This window comes from Edaphobacter sp. 12200R-103, from assembly GCF_010093025.1.
GTDB lineage: Bacteria > Acidobacteriota > Terriglobia > Terriglobales > Acidobacteriaceae > Edaphobacter.
Map to the genome: position 1 here is coordinate 2,836,264 of NZ_CP048114.1, position 18,307 is coordinate 2,854,570.

Annotated in this window: 16 protein-coding genes; 7 read left to right on the plus strand and 9 right to left on the minus strand. The window is 59.3% G+C overall.

What is annotated here, in order from left to right; genetic code table 11:
• Positions 1 to 240 precede the first annotated feature (240 nt).
• Together GWR55_RS11785 and GWR55_RS11790 are read right to left on the minus strand one after the other, a co-directional pair.
• On the minus strand, positions 241 to 942 hold the full coding sequence (locus tag GWR55_RS11785) for an OmpH family outer membrane protein (protein ID WP_162402436.1): 702 nt from the start codon (positions 940 to 942) through the stop codon (positions 241 to 243).
• 83 nt (positions 943 to 1,025) lie between these two features.
• Entirely contained in the window at positions 1,026 to 1,706 is a 681-nt protein-coding gene (locus tag GWR55_RS11790) for an OmpH family outer membrane protein (RefSeq protein WP_162402437.1), read from the minus strand.
• Positions 1,707 to 2,719: 1,013 nt separating this feature from the next.
• Between GWR55_RS11790 and GWR55_RS11795 the strand changes: the two genes are divergently transcribed.
• Positions 2,720 to 3,757: a response regulator gene (locus GWR55_RS11795; RefSeq protein ID WP_162402438.1), complete on the plus strand. Its 1,038-nt coding sequence runs from the start codon at positions 2,720 to 2,722 to the stop codon at positions 3,755 to 3,757.
• Positions 3,758 to 3,847: 90 nt separating this feature from the next.
• Here the strand turns inward: GWR55_RS11795 and GWR55_RS11800 are convergent, their stop codons facing one another.
• Positions 3,848 to 4,192: a histidine triad nucleotide-binding protein gene (locus GWR55_RS11800; RefSeq protein ID WP_162402439.1), complete on the minus strand. Its 345-nt coding sequence runs from the start codon at positions 4,190 to 4,192 to the stop codon at positions 3,848 to 3,850.
• A gap of 66 nt (positions 4,193 to 4,258) precedes the next feature.
• Entirely contained in the window at positions 4,259 to 5,695 is a 1,437-nt protein-coding gene (locus GWR55_RS11805) for a M48 family metallopeptidase (protein WP_238398371.1), read from the minus strand.
• Between the two features lie 164 nt (positions 5,696 to 5,859).
• Here GWR55_RS11805 and GWR55_RS11810 point away from each other — a divergent pair, with 164 nt between their 5' ends.
• From GWR55_RS11810 to GWR55_RS11820, 3 genes are read left to right on the plus strand one after another with little or no spacing between them, the layout of a single operon-like run.
• Positions 5,860 to 7,473 carry a TldD/PmbA family protein gene (locus GWR55_RS11810; protein ID WP_238398372.1) on the plus strand — a complete coding sequence of 538 codons (1,614 nt, stop codon included), beginning with the start codon at positions 5,860 to 5,862 and terminating at the stop codon, positions 7,471 to 7,473.
• Positions 7,470 to 9,134, plus strand: a complete 1,665-nt coding sequence (locus GWR55_RS11815) for a metallopeptidase TldD-related protein (RefSeq protein ID WP_162402441.1) — start codon at positions 7,470 to 7,472, stop codon at positions 9,132 to 9,134. Before GWR55_RS11810 ends, GWR55_RS11815 begins: the two co-directional genes overlap by 4 nt.
• Positions 9,135 to 9,162: 28 nt before the next feature.
• Complete coding sequence (locus GWR55_RS11820; RefSeq protein WP_162402442.1) at positions 9,163 to 9,660, plus strand: hypothetical protein; 498 nt, start codon at positions 9,163 to 9,165, stop codon at positions 9,658 to 9,660.
• A gap of 259 nt (positions 9,661 to 9,919) precedes the next feature.
• On the opposite strand, the gene GWR55_RS11825 is transcribed toward GWR55_RS11820, so the two are convergent.
• Positions 9,920 to 10,699 (minus strand): septal ring lytic transglycosylase RlpA family protein, encoded by a 780-nt coding sequence (locus GWR55_RS11825; RefSeq protein ID WP_238398373.1) that lies wholly within the window; start codon positions 10,697 to 10,699, stop codon positions 9,920 to 9,922.
• Positions 10,696 to 10,938 (minus strand): hypothetical protein, encoded by a 243-nt coding sequence (locus GWR55_RS11830; RefSeq protein ID WP_162402443.1) that lies wholly within the window; start codon positions 10,936 to 10,938, stop codon positions 10,696 to 10,698. Before GWR55_RS11830 ends, GWR55_RS11825 begins: the two co-directional genes overlap by 4 nt.
• 265 nt (positions 10,939 to 11,203) lie before the next feature.
• Between GWR55_RS11830 and GWR55_RS11835 the strand changes: the two genes are divergently transcribed.
• The 3 genes from GWR55_RS11835 to GWR55_RS11845 all read left to right on the plus strand — a co-directional run bounded on the left by GWR55_RS11835 (position 11,204) and on the right by GWR55_RS11845 (position 15,417).
• On the plus strand, positions 11,204 to 12,013 hold the full coding sequence (locus GWR55_RS11835; protein ID WP_162402444.1) for a hypothetical protein: 810 nt from the start codon (positions 11,204 to 11,206) through the stop codon (positions 12,011 to 12,013).
• 44 nt (positions 12,014 to 12,057) lie between these two features.
• On the plus strand, positions 12,058 to 13,008 hold the full coding sequence (locus GWR55_RS11840; RefSeq protein ID WP_162402445.1) for a hypothetical protein: 951 nt from the start codon (positions 12,058 to 12,060) through the stop codon (positions 13,006 to 13,008).
• Between the two features lie 309 nt (positions 13,009 to 13,317).
• Complete coding sequence (locus tag GWR55_RS11845; protein WP_162402446.1) at positions 13,318 to 15,417, plus strand: radical SAM protein; 2,100 nt, start codon at positions 13,318 to 13,320, stop codon at positions 15,415 to 15,417.
• Positions 15,418 to 15,540: 123 nt separating this feature from the next.
• Here GWR55_RS11845 and GWR55_RS11850 read toward each other — a convergent pair whose 3' ends face one another.
• The 3 genes from GWR55_RS11850 to GWR55_RS11860 form a co-directional block, all read right to left on the minus strand.
• Complete coding sequence (locus GWR55_RS11850) at positions 15,541 to 16,326, minus strand: dienelactone hydrolase family protein (protein WP_238398374.1); 786 nt, start codon at positions 16,324 to 16,326, stop codon at positions 15,541 to 15,543.
• Between the two features lie 89 nt (positions 16,327 to 16,415).
• On the minus strand, positions 16,416 to 17,189 hold the full coding sequence (locus GWR55_RS11855; RefSeq protein WP_162402447.1) for a hypothetical protein: 774 nt from the start codon (positions 17,187 to 17,189) through the stop codon (positions 16,416 to 16,418).
• Positions 17,190 to 17,277: 88 nt separating this feature from the next.
• The gene (locus tag GWR55_RS11860; protein WP_162402448.1) at positions 17,278 to 18,264 is read right to left on the minus strand and encodes a hypothetical protein; all 987 of its coding nucleotides are present in this window, start codon (positions 18,262 to 18,264) and stop codon (positions 17,278 to 17,280) included.
• Positions 18,265 to 18,307 lie beyond the last annotated feature (43 nt).

The following is an 18,307-nucleotide window of genomic DNA, read 5'->3' on the forward strand; positions in this document are numbered from 1 at the left end:
ACTGATGGTGAGCTAAGCTGCTGGCTCACCATCACTTACTTGTACATAATGGTTTCAGTAAAAATCCCGGCTGCGGACTCGTCTTCGTGGCAGCCAGATTGCTTATTGCGGCGATCCACATTTTTTCCACAGAAATAGCCGTCTGCGGAAAAGATACAAATTATTGCAAAAACAAAAAGAAGGGAGGCTATGTGGCCTCCCTCTTTCTTCAGGATTCTTTGTCAGATTGAGACGTGCTGGTTACTTTGTGGCCGGCCTGGTCGCTGCAGGAGCCGCCGTATGGGGATGGGGTGCCGGGGTTCCGGCGGAAGGCGCCGACGGAACGGGAGCAGCGACGCCGGAGGATGTATTGTAGGCATCGACCACAGCCTGGGTGATGTCGATATTGGGATTCTGGCTGGCCCACATAACATTGCTGTTCTGCTGGTTGCTTACATCCAGCAGCAGGGTGTAGCCGTTCTGAGAGACGTAGTTCTGTACCGCTGCGGAGACCTTGCGGGCGACCTTGCCGTAGGCGTCCTGCAGATCGGCCTGGTAGGCGTTGTTCGCATCCTCGGCCTCGCGGTTCAGCTCCTTCTCTTTTGTATCGATGTTCTTCAGACGGGTAGCGCGCTCCGCATCGCTGAGCGTCGCAGGGGCAGCCTGAAGCTGCTTCTTGAGCGAGTCCACTTCCTTGCCCAGGCTGTCGATCTGGGCTTTCTTGGGCTCATACCTCTTCTGCACATCCTGTACGGCCCTCTGACCTTCGTTGGTGGCAAAGACAGCCTGTTCAAAGGCGATCAGGGCGATCTTGGCGGGCACGGCCTGCGGCGGAGCAGGCTTGGGATGATTCTGAGTGGCGGGAGCGGGAGCAGCCTGGGCCGGAGCAGGGGTCTGGGCCATTGCAGCGGAGGTCGACAGTCCCACGGTGATGGCGGCGACGAGAACGAGGTTGCGATTCATGCGATGTTTGGTGCTCCTTCAGGGTCTTTCGGATGGAGTCCGGCTCTTTTGCGATAGCCGATCTGCAAATGGGTGTAGTCCGGTTATTTGGACGTATGCGGCCGAGCTGCGGGAGTCGAGCCCTGCGGGCGGGGCGCGGAGGGCGCGGACGGCGTCGGAGCGGAAATTCCCGAGCTTGCGTTGTAGGCGTCCACAATCTCCTTCGAGATATCGGTTCCGGGAGCCCACATCAGGGTAAGTCCTCCCCCCTGCTGCGGCGCTCCATTATTGTCCAGCAGCATGGTATAGCCATTCTGCTGCACATACTTCATCACGACAGGCCCGAGCTTCTGGGCGACCTTGCCGATGGCTTCCTGTACGTCTGCGTTGTAGGCGTTGGCGGCATCTTCCGAATCACGCTGGTACTGCTTCTGCTTCAGGTCGAGGGTTCGTGCGCGGGACGCGCGCTCGTCCTCAGGCATGGTGGCCGGGGCAGACTGCAACTGCTGCTGCAGCGTGTTGATCTCAGAGGCCAGCGCATCGAGCTGCGCCTTCTTTGGCTGATACTTGGTCTGAAGCTCCTGCAGGCTGCGCTGTCCTTCATTGGTGGCGGCAGCGACCTGCTCATATTCGATGACAGCAATCTTTGCAGGCACAGCCTGGGGGGCGACGGCGGCGGGCGCGGCAGCGGCAGCAGGCGCCGCTTCACTCTTGACCTGCGCCTGAACGGCCACAGCCGTAAAGACCGCAGCAAGGGCGGAGGCTAAAGCAACATTACGATTCATGCGGTGTGTGGTGCTCCTTCAGGATCCCTCAAGAAATCATTCGGCCTTGGGCGCGTCAGCCGCCACCTTCCGGTCTCATGGCACTGCATCCGCTCGACGACAGGCACACGGCCTAATCATCTGTGCCTCGACCATTCCGGCGTGGTTGACCGCCGGCAGGAGCGAGAGGGCTGCCAGAACAGGACGATTATAGGACTGCACCGATAGCCGGTCAAACAAAACCCGACGGACAAAAGAATCCAAAAATATGGAGACTGACCTCTCCATTCTCACGTTTTTTGGGAACTCCTGGGGAGGGCAAGCGTGAAATATGGAGGATAAAGCCTATATCTGTTTGGCATGATGATTGCACATAGCCTCAGTGTGCTGCCTTCCAACAGGCCTTCAATAGAAGCGTCAGGGGGCATGCACATTCGGGTTCGCACCAAAGATCATCGCCCCACGAGGCGATGCCAGGCGGACAAGGATCCGGACTCCTCCACGGGGCCCATCACTTAGGAGGCCAGCGACTGGCCATCGGGAGCGAAGCCGCCCAGAGGGGCGGCTTCCCCGTTTTCAGAGGACCCTGATTGGACGGCGAACACCGTCAGCCTGTAAAATTCCGGTATATCCTCACAGGATGCTTGCCAAACACAAGAGTTTGCGCGTACCCTGTGGGTGCCTCGAGTGAAACTGGCCGTGGGTTCCGGTTCCTGTGTACCGACGAAACAGTTCTATAAGAGAAGAGGCAGTCGAGTGAGTCCTTCGGCGCGGCCGATCGACCGTTTTTCTTAGGATGAAAGGGTGCATGGAACGACCGATTCAGGGGAGTTCCGTCCGTGTGAGCCGGCGAAGACAGGCCGGCGGGAGCGGCGATACAAGAGTCCGTATTTATTGAGTTCAAATTGAGATCGTTTCCTCCGACGCTGCAATATGGGTTCCGTCCATCACTTTGCATCTCTGCGAAGTCGGCAGACCCCGTTGTCGTGGGAGTGAATCGTTAGTTGCGCAAGGTCGCAACAGGAAGTGGAAGCATGACTTCAGAGCAGAATGTACCCGAGGTGCAATCGCACCAGGGTTCCGCGGTAGCCCCCATCCAGGAGGGGGATTCGCAATATCTGGGTGGGTCAGTCGCCCCGGGTATGGGTCAGTCCAAGAGCAGCCGCCGACGGCGCCGCAAGCGTAAGAATAAGATGGATGCCGCGACATCGGTCCCGGCTCCGGGCGAGCAGCAAGGACAGATTCCCTCCGTTCAGGCCTCTGCCCAGCCGGCAGGTCAGCCTTCGCAGAATGGGGGTCAGCAGCAGGGACCCGGCGGCGCCAAGCGCTGGAAGAAAAAGTTCCGCGACCGCGATCGGCAGCGCAATTCGCAAAATCCTGGCAATACCGCCGAAGGGGGCTTCCGCGAGACCCACCAGCCGGGGAACACCACCTTCAAACGTTCCAAGGGAGGCAAGCAGAGGACACCGCGAGGTTTTGTAGGTCCAATGGACCACAGCTATCGCGAGGTCAACGGCAACTTTGCCGACGGCCCGCCTTCAACGATCGATACCGGAAACTTCCGCCGCTCAAACGGCAATGGTAACGGCCGGGCATACGTGAGCGATTCGCAGCCGATCGACTACTCACAGGGCAAGCCAATTCCCATCCCCGAGGGCGCTCCAACGAAGATCTTCTTTTTCATCGAAGATCTCTTCTTCCTGGCCAAAATTCAGGAGACCTCCCGCAAGCTTGGCGTCAAAGTAGCCTTCGTCAAAAACGATAAAGACGCGATTGCGCAGCTTACGAGCGCAAAAGAGAAGGACGAGGACAAGCCGGGCCTGATCGTCTTCGATCTGAACAATGCAAGCGCGAAGCCTCTGACCCTGATTCCCAAGCTCAAGGCGAAGCTGAAGCGGGGAACCTCGATTATCGGATTTCTGTCGCAGGTACAAGGCGACTTGAAGGCCAAGGCGGTGGAGGCAGGCTGCGATACGGTGATGCCGCGTGCTGCCTTCTCGCAGAACCTTCCAAATCTGCTGCGCCGCTACGGCGCTATCGAGGAAGACGACAACAACAACTACAACCAGTAGACGTTATTCGTTCTCTCTTTGCCGCAGCCTTGAAGACGCACTCGGGCAGCGGCAAAGAGCCATCCTGCACCACGGCGTTCGAAGGACTGTTTAGCCTGGAGGCCAGTGCATCGGACGCCCGCCCAGCAGATGCACATGCAGATGATGAACCGTCTGCCCGCCATCCTCTCCCGTATTGATCACGACACGATAGCCCTTGTCGAGCTTCCGCGATCGCGCAAGATTCGCTGCGACGACCAGCAAATGTCCCAGCAGTTGCTCATGTTCGACGAGGGCCTTTGCCTGCGAGGCAAGATGCTCCTTGGGAACGATGAGAAAGTGGGTCGGAGCCTGGGGGTTGATGTCGGGAAATGCGATGGAGTATTCGTCTTCATAGACACGGTTCGCGGGAATCTCGCCAGCGAGAATTTTGCAAAACAGACAATCTGTATTCATCCTGGGCCCCAATCTGGTTTGTTTTTACAACGATTTTTTTTTGACAACAAATAATATAGTCAATCGCTATTTTTCGAAGTATTTGGGATGCTGCCCTTTTATCCACGGGTTGTAATTTGCAGCAAAGGCGGCACGGCTGCTGACCGAAGGATGGCTGAAGGTCCAGAACTCAACAAAGGGGTTGGGATTGGGATCAGTGAGTGACATCTCGCCCAGCAATTGAAACGACTGGCGGGCAACCTTCTGGGGATCGGAGACGATGCCGTGAATCGCCTCCTGCCCGTAGACGTCGGCTTCGTGTTCATGCATGCGGCTATACCCGTTCACGATCGGTTCGCTGAAGAACGACAGCACCGAGATAACCAGCAACAGCGCGACGAGCGCGCCCCAATCCTGTTGGGAAGGAATCTTCCAGCGGACGCCATAGCGGGCGAGCAGCCACTGGACGCCTCGGTAACCAAGATAGAACTCCACAAGCAGGAGAACCCCGAGAAAGATCAGCGTAGCCGGAATGTGATTCAGCACATAGTGGCCCATCTCATGGCCGAAGATGAAGCTGATCTCGTCCGGCGTGGCCTTCCTGATCGAGTTGTCCCACACGACCACCCGCTTCGATGCGCCGTAGCCGGTGACGTAGGCGTTGAGGGTGGTCACCTTCTCGCTGGCCTTCATCAGGAACATGCGATCCGGAGGAATCTGGATTCCTCCACGGGCGACGACCTGTTCCAGCCGGTCGACCAGAGCGGGGTTGGTCTTCGCCAGGGGCTCGAATTTGTTGAAGAGCGGATCGATGAGAACCGGCGCCACAAACACGGCGATCAGCACAAAGATCATCGCGGGAATCCAGAACCAGAACCACCAGCGGGTGGGCGACCAGCGGATGACCCGGAACAGCAGCATCACCAGCAGCCCCCCGAAGACGAAGGTCAGCAGAAAGCCCTTGGTCATGTCCCAGGTCCAGCTTCCCCATCCCTGAACGGACTGGCCGTAGACGAGTGCAGCATGCTGACCATAGAGATCGAACGGAAGATTCAGCACGGTTGTAACCAGAAGAAGCAGCAGGGTAAAAGCGAATCCCTGAGCCCAGCGGTTTTGGTTCAGATGGACGGCTGCGTTCCGCATGCGGGCTACGACTCCGAGCGCCAGCAACAGGATGAGTTGGAGGATTCCCCAGGCGCTTGAGGCAAAGTCGAGGATGACCCGAATCCTCGAGTAGGCGATGGCGCGGGCCAGTTTGTCGGGCGGCAGGGAGTATGCAGGCTTCTCCTGCTGCGGTGAAGAAGACTCAGCCCGGTTTTGCTCCATGGGGGAGGGAGCCGGGGACTGGGCAGCGAACGCGGCGGGCATCGCTGCCAGCAAAAGCAGTACGGACAGAATGAAGGCACGCACGGTAAAGGACTCCTCAACCGAACCAGTCTGCATGACGCAGGCGGGAGGCTGCAATTCATCCGGAACGCCAGGCGTCACGGAGCTATATCGCCGGGCCGAGGCTTTCCAATACACTCTCTTCAGTCTCACCAAAGAAAGACGAGTCCGTTTCGATGAAGCGATCCTGGTCCGCGGCCTGTTTGCCCCTTGCTGCCATATGTTTGTTCTCCTCTCCTTCCCTGCTTCATGCCGCGGATGCCGCTCCATCCAGGCAGGCAGACACGGTGCTTCTGGATACGATGAATCAGGAGCTTCATCACGCGATCAGTTCGCTTGGAAGCAGTACGGATGCCGCCACACAGCCGCGGCCATACTTCGTCAGCTTTTCAGTCAGCGATGCGGACAGCTTTAACATGTCGGCCCAGTTCGGCGCCATCACGCTGACCCGCCAGAGCCGCCGCCGCACCGCCGACGTGCAGATTCGCGTGGGGACGCCGGAGCAGGACAATACCCATGCCGATCACCGCACCAGCGCGCTGACCACGATTCCACTGCCCCTGACCGACGATCGCGAGGCGATTGCGCGAAGCCTGTGGTTTGCCACGAATCGAGGATACGGGAGAGCGCTCGACAGTTACCTGAAGGTGCAGACCGAACAACAGGTGCGCGCCAAGGAAGAGGACAGCTCCGGCGATTTCTCGACCGAGAAGCCGACGACGGTGGTGACAGGCGCGGCTCCATTGGTTGTCGTCGATAGGACGGCCTGGGAACGGCGGCTACGCGAGATCTCCGGTCTCTTCCGCGAGTATCCGGACATCTTCTTCAACAACGTGATCGTGCAGGCCGGCGCGGAGACGCAATACTTTGTCTCTTCGGAGGGCAGCAGGATCGCCTCGCCCAACCGGGTAGCACGGCTCGTCATCGTGGCCCGGACCCGCGCAGCCGACGGCATGGACCTGTTTCGCGCAGAGACGTTCGAGGCGGACTCGCTGGCGCACCTGCCCGATCAAAAGGCCGTGATGGAGAAGACCCGCGAGATGGCGAAGAATCTTGTGGCGTTGCGGACGGCCCCTGTGACAGAACCTTACGACGGTCCGGCGATTCTGAGCGGACGGGCATCGGCGGTCTTCTTCCACGAGGTGCTCGGCCATCGGCTGGAAGGCCAGCGCCAGCGCGGCGACAACGAAGGCCAGACCTTTACCAAGCTGATCGGCAAACAGATTCTCCCGCCCTTTATCAGCGTCTCGGACGATCCCACACTGAAGTCGATTCATGGAGAGTCCTTGAGCGGACACTACGACTATGACGATGAGGGCCAGCCTGCCCGCAGGGTCGATCTGATTAAAGATGGCGTGCTGGATACCTTCCTGATGTCGCGGCTGCCGATTGATGGTTTCTCGAACTCGAACGGCCACGGACGCGCCGAGACCGGCCGCATGCCCACGGGACGCCAGGGAAACCTGATCGTCAGTTCCACCAAAACTGTGAGCGACAAAGAGCTTCGCCAGATGTTGATTGACGAGGCTAAAAAGCAGGGCAAGCCCTACGGGCTGTACTTCGAGGACATCTCCTCCGGGTTCGCCGTGACAACGCGTCGCTCGCCGCAGGCCTTCCAGGTGATTCCGCTGGTGGTCTACCGGGTCTACGTGGATGGTCGTCCGGACGAACTTGTTCGTGGCGTCTCGATCGTAGGAACCCCACAGGCCGCGCTCAATCGCATCGTCGCCACCAATGATAAGCAGGACGTCTTCAACGGAATCTGCGGAGCGGAGTCCGGCAGTATTCCGGTCAGCGCGGTGGCGCCGGCGATGCTGGTCAGCGAGATTGAGACGCAGCGGCAGGCTCAGGGGACGGCGCGGCCACCCATCCTGCCTCCTCCCCCTGCAGGCGATGCCGGAAAGGAGAACAAATGAGAGTGCCTCTAAGGTCGAGCCTTCTCTCCGTCGCAGCTCTTGTTCTGGCGACTGCATTGCCCCCAAACTACGCTGTCGCGCAGACACAGACTCATATTGACGACCCTATGCTGAAGGCGATGCAGGCGGAGCTTGAGCGCGAGAAGCAGCAACTGGTGCTGCCTGGAATGCAGCGGCCTTACTTCATCGAATACCGACTGGATGACTTCTCCTCCTTCGAAGCCGTTGCCAACTACGGCGCACTTACCCGCGAAGAGGAGGGCCGTCAGCGCGTGGTGCGGGTTACGGTGCGCGTAGGCGACTACAAGCTCGACTCCAGCACGGGCAAAGGCGATGGCGTCGTGCAGCTTGCCCCGGGTGAAGATAACCCCGAGGCCCTGCGTTATGCGTTGTGGACGGCGACCGATGAGGCATACAAGAATGCGCTCCGCGCCTACTCAGCCAAGATGGCGGCGCTGCAGCAGTTTCAGGACCCGCGCATGGAAGGAGACTTCTCCCGAGAGAAGGCCGTCACTCACATCGAGCCGCTGCGCAAGATCGAGATCGACCGCAAGGAATGGATCCGGCGCATCGTCGAGGCCAGCGGGCTCTATGCCAGCGCCCCCGAGGTCCATGCCTTCGCCGACAAGATCCAGTATTCGACGGCGAACGTTCGCGCCATGACGCTCAACCGTTACCTCGTCAACACGGAGGGCACCGTGGCGCGCTTCGGTCTGAGCGGCTATAACAACGCCATCAGTGTGGGAACGCAGGCTCCCGATGGCATGCGGCTGGCACGCGATAATGGCTCAGTTGCAGTGACCGCCGATCAGCTTGAGAGCTGGCCTGCCTTTCGCAAACAGGTGATCGACGATCTCAAGAGTCTCGATGATCTCAGCAAGGCGCCGCTGGTCGACGCCGAGGACTACCACGGCCCGGTGCTCTTCTCTGGAGACGCCGCCTCGGACGTAATGAATCGGCTGTTTACGGGAAACATCGAGGCAGACCGGCCCGACCTCGGAACCAGCGCCAGGACCGTCGGAGCCTACGCCTCCAGCTATAAGGCGCGCGTACTGCCGGAGTTCATGAGCGTCGTGGACAATCCCCTGCAGACGACCTTTCAGGGCCACTCCCTGCTGGGCGCATACAAGATCGATGACGAGGGCGTACCTGCACAGTCGGTCAATGTCGTCACAAACGGGCTGCTGGATAATTACCTGATCGGCCGCGAGCCGATCAGGGATTTCCCCTCTTCCAACGGACACGGCCGCGCCGCCCCGGGTGCTCCGGCCCACTCACGCAGTGGCGTTCTGGTCTTTACGTCGAACCACCCTGTCTCGCGCGATGCACTGAACCAGCAACTGATCGCCATGGCGAAAGAACAGAAACGCGACGTCTACGCGGTAGAGACAATGGGGGGCGAGGTTCCGCGCCTGCTCTACCTGGTGCATCCTGACGGCAACCGGCAGCTGGTGCGGGGCGCTGCCTTCGATGAGCTGGATAACAGGAGCCTGCGGTCGGAGATTCGCGCCGCCGGCAATGACCCGTATGTCAACGAGTCGCTCGGAGCCGTGCCCCAGACCATCATCGTGCCAAGTCTGCTGTTTGGCGATATCGGCGTGAAGCGCGCCACGGAAGAGCAGCAGAAGCTGCCCTACTATCCACCGCCTCCGAGCAGGTAGTCTTAAATCTGTACCGTGGAAGGCTGCGATGTTCGATCCTAAAAACCTGCAACTGATCACTCTTGCTGTCCTGTTTGCCCTTATTTATGCAGGCAGGCTCTCGAAGGGCTCGCCGCGCCAGACGAAAGATGGCCTGGCGTTCCCGCTCAAGCCCCTGGTTCTATGGAGCAGGGCGCTGGTCGTTCCTATCTACTTCGGCCTGATCCTCTGGCCACTCGAGAAGAGCCATCACGGGATACCACTATGGCTTCCGCTGCTGTTTCTCGCGCTGCTGCTGCTGGTGGTCTCGCAGATGCCCGGCACCATCGTCTTTACTCCCACGGGCCTGGTGCAGCGCTTCTGGCTGAGAAAGGCCAAGACCATGCGCTACGATGAGGTGATGAGTGCGCAGGTTATCGGCGCCGGCCGCATGACACGCGTGCTGGGCGACAACCGGGTGAGCATCACGCACACCTGGAACCACAGCGCCTCCGATCAGTTCCGCAAGGAACTGGAAAGCCGGACCGGCAAACGCGTGCTGAGGTAGGGCGGGATCCAGGCATGAGCTTTGCATCGTTGATCTGATTTGTTGGCACGCCTGCACTACCCGGAAGTGTCATCCTGAGCGGAGCGCGAGAAACTTCGCTCAGGATGACACCCTCCTTGGGGGAACTGTAAGAATTGCCTCCCGAAGTGACTGCGATGTCTATCCGAATCGACTGTCCTGCTCTCCGCATTGCTATATAAGGCATTACCGAGACGGCCGTCCTCGCGTTTCAGACACAGGCAGATATACACCCTATGTCTCAGTCGGTGCGCACGAGGTAGGGCTCGGCGCCCCCGGAGACGTGGATGCTGGCGGCCACCTCATCGGCGCTCGCTTTGCTGGGATGTGCCGGATTGACGCGCACCCAGTGGCCTGTCGGACCGGGGAACTCGATCACCTTGGCGGTCCTGTAGCGGCGCATCAGTTGTTCCTTCAGCTTGACGGCATCCTTCTCACGCTGGAACGCTCCTACCTGCACGCACCAGCGACCGCCGGGAATGGCATTCGCGGCGGTGCTGGGACCGGGTGTCCAAGCCTCTACTTTCACTCTGGCCACTCCCATGCGGTAGAGGCCCGTCTCTTTTGCTGCCGCCAGAGAAAGGTCGATGATGCGCCCTTTTACGAAGGGGCCGCGATCGGTAATCTTGACCACCGCAGACTGATTCGTGCTCAGGTTCGTGACCCGCACGATCGACCCCAGCGGAAGCGTGCGGTGGGCCGCCGTCATTGCGTTCTGATCGTAGACCTTGCCATCGGCTCCCTTGCGCCCGGCATAGGGCGGGCCGTACCAGCTTGCAATTCCCGTCTCCACCAGGCTCGGCTTGCCGCGAACATCCGGGGGCGCCGGAGGAAGTGGAGCAGGAGCCGTCCTCGCTGTCGATCCCGAGGTCGAACCATGGCCTGAGGATCTTCCGGAGCCTGAAGATGCCGGAGGAGGCGGAGGTGGATGGTGAGCACGCACGCGCTTCTTATGACAGCCCGTCAGTACCAGCGCGAACGTCACAACCGAGCCTGCAAGTACCTGGCGGCAGCGGATCACGATCCGGGCACATCCTTCTTCCCGCCGGGCGGAGTACGTCCGGCGCGTTCGTCCATGCGCTGGGCCACCCGGTTCAGCTCCCTTGCTGCAGCCCGCAATGCCTCCGAGCCGTTCTTCCGCAGATCGGGAACGACATCATCGTTGAAGTAGCGGATGAGCTCGCGCACATCCTCTTCCATACGGGCCCCGGCCTCGTGCAAACGCTCGTCCCAGGGACGCTTCTCATTCCCTTTCGTCATGCCTACACTTCTCCAACATTCATTATCGGAATGAGGAAATCAGGGGGTCAATTGCTTCGTTCTTCTATTCCATTCGCAGTGCCGAGGTGGTAACGTCATACGCTACGCTCTTTCGGAGACTTAAAGGCCATACAACGAACCACCGCAAGCAGGCGTCCTTCCACATAGAACGTAGTTAAAACAAGCGAGATGTGGATTCGCTGCTTCTTTTTGCCGAAAGAGGCGAGACCGCACGTTCTTCCGAGGTATGTCTTTGATTTTGCCCATGTCCCGCATGTTCTACCTGCTCCGGGTTTCTCTCTTCTTTCTCTTCGCTGCCCCAATGGTTGCCGTGGCCATGGGAGCAGAAACAGTGAGTGCACCTGAACTTCCTGACTCTCCGGGAGCCTTCGTCGCGGCATCGGGAATCAGCAGTTCGAATGAAGATGCCGGGACATACACCCCACGACTGTCCGGTGCTTCGGCATTCGACCAGCAGAGCACCACGACAGGCGATCGGCCAGTTCTTCTTCCGCGCGTCAAATTTATTCCTGCCGGACACAGGGCCCCGCAGCAGCATGTTCGCGATAAGGTGGCTCTGGGACTGCGCGAATCGGTTACTCCCTTCAGCATGTTTGCGTGGTCGGCATCTGCAGGATGGTCTCATCTGATCGATAGCGCGCCGAACTACGGCGTCAATAGCGAGGCCTTCGCGCAACGCCTGGGCGCAGCGGCGGCCACAGGTTCGGCCAAAGAGATCTTCAGCGATGCCGTCTTCGCATCGCTCTTCCACCAGGATCCCCGGTATTACCAGCTCGGCCGCAGCCACAGGTTCTTCAATCGGGCCGTCTATGCCGGGACACGGCCCGTAATTGGGCGCACAGACAGCGGCAGATCTATCTTCAACTACGCCGGCGTTCTGGGAACCGGGGCCTCGGCTGCACTGGCTCAGACCTACTATCCTGATGAGAATGTTCACCCTTCGCAGGTGATGCAGAGCTGGGGGAGCGGAATTGCGGGCTCCGCGCTCGGGTATCTCATCTCCGAGTTCGGAGGAGACGTTATTCAGGCGCTCCATATTCAGAAGCATGAATAATTCTTTCCTGCTTCGGGTTCCATAACGCAGACAGGGAAGACCGGATGAAGATGCACAGGGTTCTGGTACTGGGATTGGTTCTTTCTGGCTATGGAGCCGTAGCCCAGATCGGCCCTGCCCTCTCTGCGCCGGCGCTGCTCGACTCAGAGACTCTCCCGGCATCTCCCGATAGCGAATCCGCGTCCTCCTCCATCGCCAGTACCGATCTGCCCGATGCCCCCAGCAGCATCGCAGCCCGGCAGGAGAGCGTTGTCGTCGCGGGTAAGGAGTCCCTGCGTGCCAGGGGCAAAGACAAGGACTCCTGCAACTTCATCGCGGCTCTTGGGGCAATCTACTTCGATCCCGCAAAGGTGGGTGAGAACCGCCCACGTTGCAGCGAACTGGTCTATCCCTATCAGAGATTCCTCACCACGAATATTGCGATTCCCCTCAACTGGAAGCAGAAGGGGCTGCTGGCGGCGCACTACACCACCGATCCCGCCAGCCTGGGAACAACGATCGGAATCTCCGCTATTAATATTGCCGCCGACTCCCATACGGCGTATGGCCCCGGCTGGAAGGGATTCGGCGGTCTTGCCGGGGTGAGCCTGCTGCAGAACGCCACGGCGGAGTTCTTCGGCACCTTTGCGGTCCCTGCGCTCACGCATCAGGATCCCCGGTACTATAGGATGCCGCATAAGCCGATCCGTAAGCGCATTCTCTATGCCATTACCCGCAGCTACGTCTCCCGCAGCGACTCCGGAAGGCCCATGCCGAACTACGGTGTCTTTGCTGCGTATCCTTTTGTCGCTGAGATCGGCAATCTCTATATACCGGGAATCCAGAGCGACGGCCCCTCGACGGCGGAGCGAATCCTTACCGGCTATGCGCTCGATCCCGCCAATAACCTGGTCAACGAGTTTCTTCCCGACGTAGCGAAACACGTCCATGTACGCATCATCTTTGTCCAGCAGATCCTCAACAACATCGCGGTATCCGGGAACGGCATGATGTAGTTCAGAATTTTGAAGGCGGGGAATCAGATTTTGCACCTTTTCGGGCTCTGCCGCTTAGGGGGGCATCTTTACCGTTCAATGCAGAATCTTGCCATTCGCTTGCTCAGACTTCGGTCCTCCCTCCCAGCTGAGTACTCTTAACAAGGTTCAACCCCTTGTTTCTATTTCACTTAATTGGGAAGATCTCAGAGGGTTGAAACAGGATGCCGCCTCCGGCGCAGCATTCGCAGCCGGATTAGCTTTCGAGGAATTGCTGTTCAGGCTTTCCCAAGTTTTTTAGAGACAGAATCAGGAGAAAAGGAAACGCATATGGCAAAATCCACAAAGTTGGCCGAAAAGGCCCTGACATACGGCGCTAAAGCCGCGTGGGCAGTCTTCGACAAGTTGAACTCGATCTCGCCCAACCCGAGCTTCACCCCTAAGTGGAGCGACAAGCCACTCCTGAAGTCCTATCAGAAAGAAAAGCCCCCGCTGGGCTGGCCCCGCACCACGGACTCCCTGTGCCCCAAGTGTATTCCTGAGATCCGCCAGCAGATCGTCGACGGCAAGCTGCCCCACGAGATCCTGCTGAACGAGAAGGTCGGCGAGATCAAGGCCCAGATCATCGAGCGCGACGGCCAGATCCTGATGGTGAAGGACTGCCCCATTCACGGTCACTTCGAGGACGTTATGTCCATCGACCCGGCCATGATGAAGCATCTTGAAGACGTCTTCCCTGGCCGCGATATCCGCGCCCACAATGACGAGAAGCTCCACAACCATGGCACCTCCACCGTGACGCATGGACGCGGTTCGGTTCTGACCATCGACCTGACCAACCGCTGCAACATGATGTGCGACCCCTGCTTCATGGACGCCAACCAGGTCGGATTCGTCCACGAACTGACGTGGGACGAGATCAAGACCATGCTCGACAACGCGATCACCATCAAGCCGCGTCGTCAGATGTCGGTCCAGTTCTCCGGTGGCGAGCCCACGCTCTCGCCCTACTTCCTCGACGCTGTCGCCTATGCCCGCAAAGTTGGTTACAACTCCGTGCAGGCCGCGACCAACGGCATCGAGTTCGCCAAGTCCAAGGAATTTGCCAAGGCTGCTGCTGAGGCCGGTCTGCGCTACGCCTACCTGCAGTTCGACGGTATCGGCAACGCAGCCAACTCACACCGCAAGGTCGGCAACGCCTTCGACGTGAAGCTTCAGGCCATCCACAACCTGCACGAGGCCGGCGTCGATATCGTTCCCGTAACGACCATCGTCAACGGCATCAATAACGAGCAGGTTGGCCGCATCATCGAGTTCGCCCTCGACAACCCCAAGAAGATCAACTTCCTCTCCTTCCAGCCTGTATCTTTCACTGGCCGCGACGAAGAGATCTCGGACGAGCGCCGCACGGCGCAGCGTTATACGCTGTCGCACCTCGCACACGACATCCGCAACCAGACCGGCCTCGGCGAATCGACCCGCGACTGGTTCCCGATCTCCTTCATGAGCACCTTCTCCGACTGGGCCGACCTGGTTCACGGACCGGATCACGACTGGGGCCAGCTCTCCTGCGGCTGCCATCCGAACTGCGGTATCGGCATGGCGCTGATGATTGACAAGGAGACCAAGGAAGCCGTTCCTGTCACCGCGTTCCTCGACGCCGTACAGCTCGCGAAGGACGTCGCGCGGGTCAACGACGCTGCCCGCGGCAAGTTCCTCTCCATCGTCGGTGTCTCGCTTGCGCTGCTGCGCAATTATGACCCCACCAAGGCTCCCACGCACTTCCGCATCATGGACCTGCTGCAGAAGTTCGATAAGTGCTTCGGCGCCACCGGCCGCGACTACGGCAAGGTGACCGGCGACCGCACCATGGCCGATATCGAGAAGCGCCGCGCCGACCGCTGGAACTTCCTCTTCATCGCCGGCATGTGGTTCCAGGACCTGTTCAACTACGACTTCCGCCGTACCGAGCAGTGCATCATCCCCTACGCCACGCAGGAAGGCGAGATCAGCTTCTGCGCCTACAACACCGGCGTGGGCTGGAGGAACATCATCGAGAAGATGCACATGACCGCTACCCTCACCAAGTGGTACGAGGAGCACGGCCGTCACGAGATCTTCGCCGGCGGCAAGAAGGTTGGTCTCGAGCGCCAGGAGAAGTACGATCTCGTCCTCAACGAGGCGCACGTCAACTCGGCTGCGAACGACACCTTCGAGAAGAGCGGTATCGCAAAGAATGCTCGCGAGGAGAAGATCCGCGCACGCGACGCCAAGCTGAAGCAGGATGCGGAGAACGCCCGCATGGCCAAGCTCTACCGCAAGGAGATCCTCAAGGAAGTCGAGCAGCCCGGCTTCATCGCCCTTGGCGAGATCAAGGCCGCTCCTGCACCGGCAAAGGCCGAGGACAAGGACCTCGTCGCCGGAGACTAGCTGTCCAGGCAATCGCGCCTTCGGCGCAAAAACAAGCAAAGGCCGCCAGCAATGGCGGCCTTTGCTTTGACTACTTTCTGTGAAAGGCTGTTACGAATTGTCGGGTCTTCTTCTGATGACCTTCTAGTGGCGGGTTTCGGTAGAAGCTGCTGCAGTTACCGTCTCATCGCCGAAATGCAGCTTGCGGTGGAAGAGATCGAGCGCGAGGCCGAAGCAGCTGCGCGCAAGTTCAGGATCGTAGCGTGGGCCTTCATCACGAAGAAAGGCGTGAGCTCCGTTGACCTCGTGCCAGTTAAGGCGCGTGCCAAGCTCGTTGAGGCGGTTGAGGACCTTGATGCGGCCTTCGAGAGGAATGTGGGGGTCCTGGCGCCCCCAAACCATGAGCAGCTCACCCTGGATCTCCTTGGCGCGCTCCAGCGAGTCATCCTTCATGCCCTTGCCGAGACCGCTCTTGTGGATGTCGGTGGCGTAGAAGCAAACGGTGGAACGCACATCAGGCTGAAAAGAAGCGCGGAAGGCGAGGTGTCCGCCGATGCAGATGCCCATCGCTCCAAGCTGTCCGGTGCAATCGGGCCGGGATTTGAGATAGTCAAGAACAACACGGGCATCTTCGTCGTAGCTGGCCAGTTCCTTCGTGGTCTTCAACTCGTTGCCGCGATCGGCCCCGGCCTGATCGTACGAGAGAACAACCCCCGGAGCTTCGAACTCGTGATAAATCTCAGGTGCTGCGACGATGTAGCCATGGCCGGCTAGTTGCACGGCCGTGCGATGAATAGGGCCGGTGATCTGAAAGATCTCCGAATAGAAGATGATGCCGGGATAGCGGCCGGGGGCAGCGGGGCGCACAATGTGTGTACGCATGGGGCCATACGAAGTAGTCAGTTCCACAATCTCATCGACGACAGTCACTTGCTAATTTCCTCCAAATTTTCTGAGCCTGACGTTTTTTATTGTAGTCCTCGCAGGCTCGCAACAATTTGTGGCGGGCTTTCGGGAAACTACTGTTGCTGTTCGATCACCGTCAGCATCCATGCCATCCCACTGAACGCCAGCGCCTCCCAGACGCTCGCCCATTCGTTCCCGACATTCGTATATGGATCGACGATCGCTCGCGGGATGTGCAGCATCGGGACCCAGAGGAAGATCATTACGCCTGTCAGCAGTGAAGCCGGTTTCGCCACGCGGCGCACCATGATCCCCAGTCCTCCCGCAATCAGTGCGGAGCCCGCGAAGTAGGTCCAGAACATCTGCGCGCCGATCCACGAGGGGATCAGCGATGCCACAAACTGCGGATACAGGAAATGATCAAATCCGAAGATCGCCAGCATCGTACCGAACATGTATCGGCCCGCGGGCAAAGATCGTTCCAGCCACGCCGGTAACCTGCTGTCGTCATCGGCCAACGAGAGCGCCGCAATCCATGCGCCGCCTGCCAGAGACATCTCCTTCAGGGTGTTCGTCCATGCACCAAGAACCGCGGCGTACTGGCCCCTAAGCTGGTTGGGAACATGCGCTACGACCACCAGCGTGAGCAGGCCCACTCCTGTCCACGCGGCGACTTGCCTTCCCTTCAGGTTGAAGAGAATGCAGACTCCCGCAACCATGAGGGCCAGGCCGATGACAAAGATCCATAGCAGACGGAACGGCAGCCAGCCCGGAAAGTCCGGAATGACCACCCAGGGAAAGTTCAGGTAGAAGAAGTGCATCAAGCCGATCGAGCCCAGCCCGATCGCGTACAGAATACGTCCCACAGGAGCAAGCCATTTTTGCATGCCGGGAGTCTAGCCGAAATTTAGCCGGCTGACACCACGGCTTATCCCAAATCTTCGGGTCGTTATTTAATTCTCCCTCCAGCGGAAGCTAATGCGAAGCGTTCCGCACTGGGTAGCTGAATGTCAAAGTCGAGATCACTTGAACAGGCGCTCCGCGATCAAGATACGGGCGGAAACGCCAGCCCAGGAGCTGCTTTTCCGCGACCGCCTGAAGAGCGGGCTTATTGGGGAAAAAGTTGTCGATTGACTGCACCTGGCCGCTGCGATCTACAACCACGCGCATGGTGATAGCGCCGGAAGGAGAGCTCTCCGCCATGTCAGGCCAATCCGGGGCTGGATTGTCGAAAGCAAGCTTGCGCAGCTCCGGCTCAGGAACCACAACAACACGCAACTGCCTTGCTGCCGGGGTCGGCTTCGTCACACGGATCAGTCCAGCATCCGAGGAGGAGAGATCTTCAAGGAGCGTCATCTGCGCCGTGAGACGCGGCCCTCCCTGCGTCTGCGCCGTGAGGCGCCGAGGCACCTGAAGGCCATGAAACGGTGCGAAATCGTGCAGCGCCACGTCCCAATCCAGATTGCCTCCATAAACCATCAGGCCCGTTTTGCGATCGATCGCGACCGAGGCATCCATGCTTCCGATTGCCCCAGCACCATCCGTGGTGGGAATCTTGTAGCGCGTGACGATCTGTCCCGGCGTACCGTCAGGCGGCATCACAGACAGATGAAGCGCGGCCAGCTCGTCCAGGCGCGGAATAGGATTGGTCAGCTCCACCGTCAGATTGCGCAGCAGTTCCGGAAAGACCGCGCCGGAGTCCGTCTCCTGAACCTTTGAGCCGTCAACGATAAGCGTCTGCGAAAAGCGGGCACAGTGAAAGACCCTCTTGTAGCGCGTCGGCGAAGACCACCACTCTTCCACCTCGGCATCCCACTGCGGATCATGATTCTTTTGATCGGAGATCACGGCGCGAAGATGAAACGGTGCCGCTCCAGGCTGTGCCAGCGCAGACTTCAAAGCCGCTGTACGTGCAGCCTGCTCAAACGGAACCAGGGATGAGGCGGGCTGCTGTGACTGCATAACCGCACATGCAACGAGAGGGAGAAGAAACAGTGTTGAGAAA

What these genes read in the sequence shown, in the direction of transcription:
- GWR55_RS11785 (WP_162402436.1), bottom strand. Translation starts at nt 942, where the DNA reads ATGAATCGCAACCTCGTTCTCGTCGCCGCCATCACCGTGGGACTGTCG.
- GWR55_RS11855 (WP_162402447.1), bottom strand. Translation starts at nt 17,189, where the DNA reads ATGCAAAAATGGCTTGCTCCTGTGGGACGTATTCTGTACGCGATCGGG.
- GWR55_RS11815 (WP_162402441.1), top strand. Translation starts at nt 7,470, where the DNA reads ATGAGAGTGCCTCTAAGGTCGAGCCTTCTCTCCGTCGCAGCTCTTGTT.
- GWR55_RS11845 (WP_162402446.1), top strand. Translation starts at nt 13,318, where the DNA reads ATGGCAAAATCCACAAAGTTGGCCGAAAAGGCCCTGACATACGGCGCT.
- GWR55_RS11860 (WP_162402448.1), bottom strand. Translation starts at nt 18,264, where the DNA reads ATGCAGTCACAGCAGCCCGCCTCATCCCTGGTTCCGTTTGAGCAGGCT.
- GWR55_RS11840 (WP_162402445.1), top strand. Translation starts at nt 12,058, where the DNA reads ATGAAGATGCACAGGGTTCTGGTACTGGGATTGGTTCTTTCTGGCTAT.
- GWR55_RS11810 (WP_238398372.1), top strand. Translation starts at nt 5,860, where the DNA reads ATGAATCAGGAGCTTCATCACGCGATCAGTTCGCTTGGAAGCAGTACG.
- GWR55_RS11795 (WP_162402438.1), top strand. Translation starts at nt 2,720, where the DNA reads ATGACTTCAGAGCAGAATGTACCCGAGGTGCAATCGCACCAGGGTTCC.
- GWR55_RS11835 (WP_162402444.1), top strand. Translation starts at nt 11,204, where the DNA reads ATGTCCCGCATGTTCTACCTGCTCCGGGTTTCTCTCTTCTTTCTCTTC.
- GWR55_RS11830 (WP_162402443.1), bottom strand. Translation starts at nt 10,938, where the DNA reads ATGACGAAAGGGAATGAGAAGCGTCCCTGGGACGAGCGTTTGCACGAG.
- GWR55_RS11820 (WP_162402442.1), top strand. Translation starts at nt 9,163, where the DNA reads ATGTTCGATCCTAAAAACCTGCAACTGATCACTCTTGCTGTCCTGTTT.
- GWR55_RS11800 (WP_162402439.1), bottom strand. Translation starts at nt 4,192, where the DNA reads ATGAATACAGATTGTCTGTTTTGCAAAATTCTCGCTGGCGAGATTCCC.
- GWR55_RS11790 (WP_162402437.1), bottom strand. Translation starts at nt 1,706, where the DNA reads ATGAATCGTAATGTTGCTTTAGCCTCCGCCCTTGCTGCGGTCTTTACG.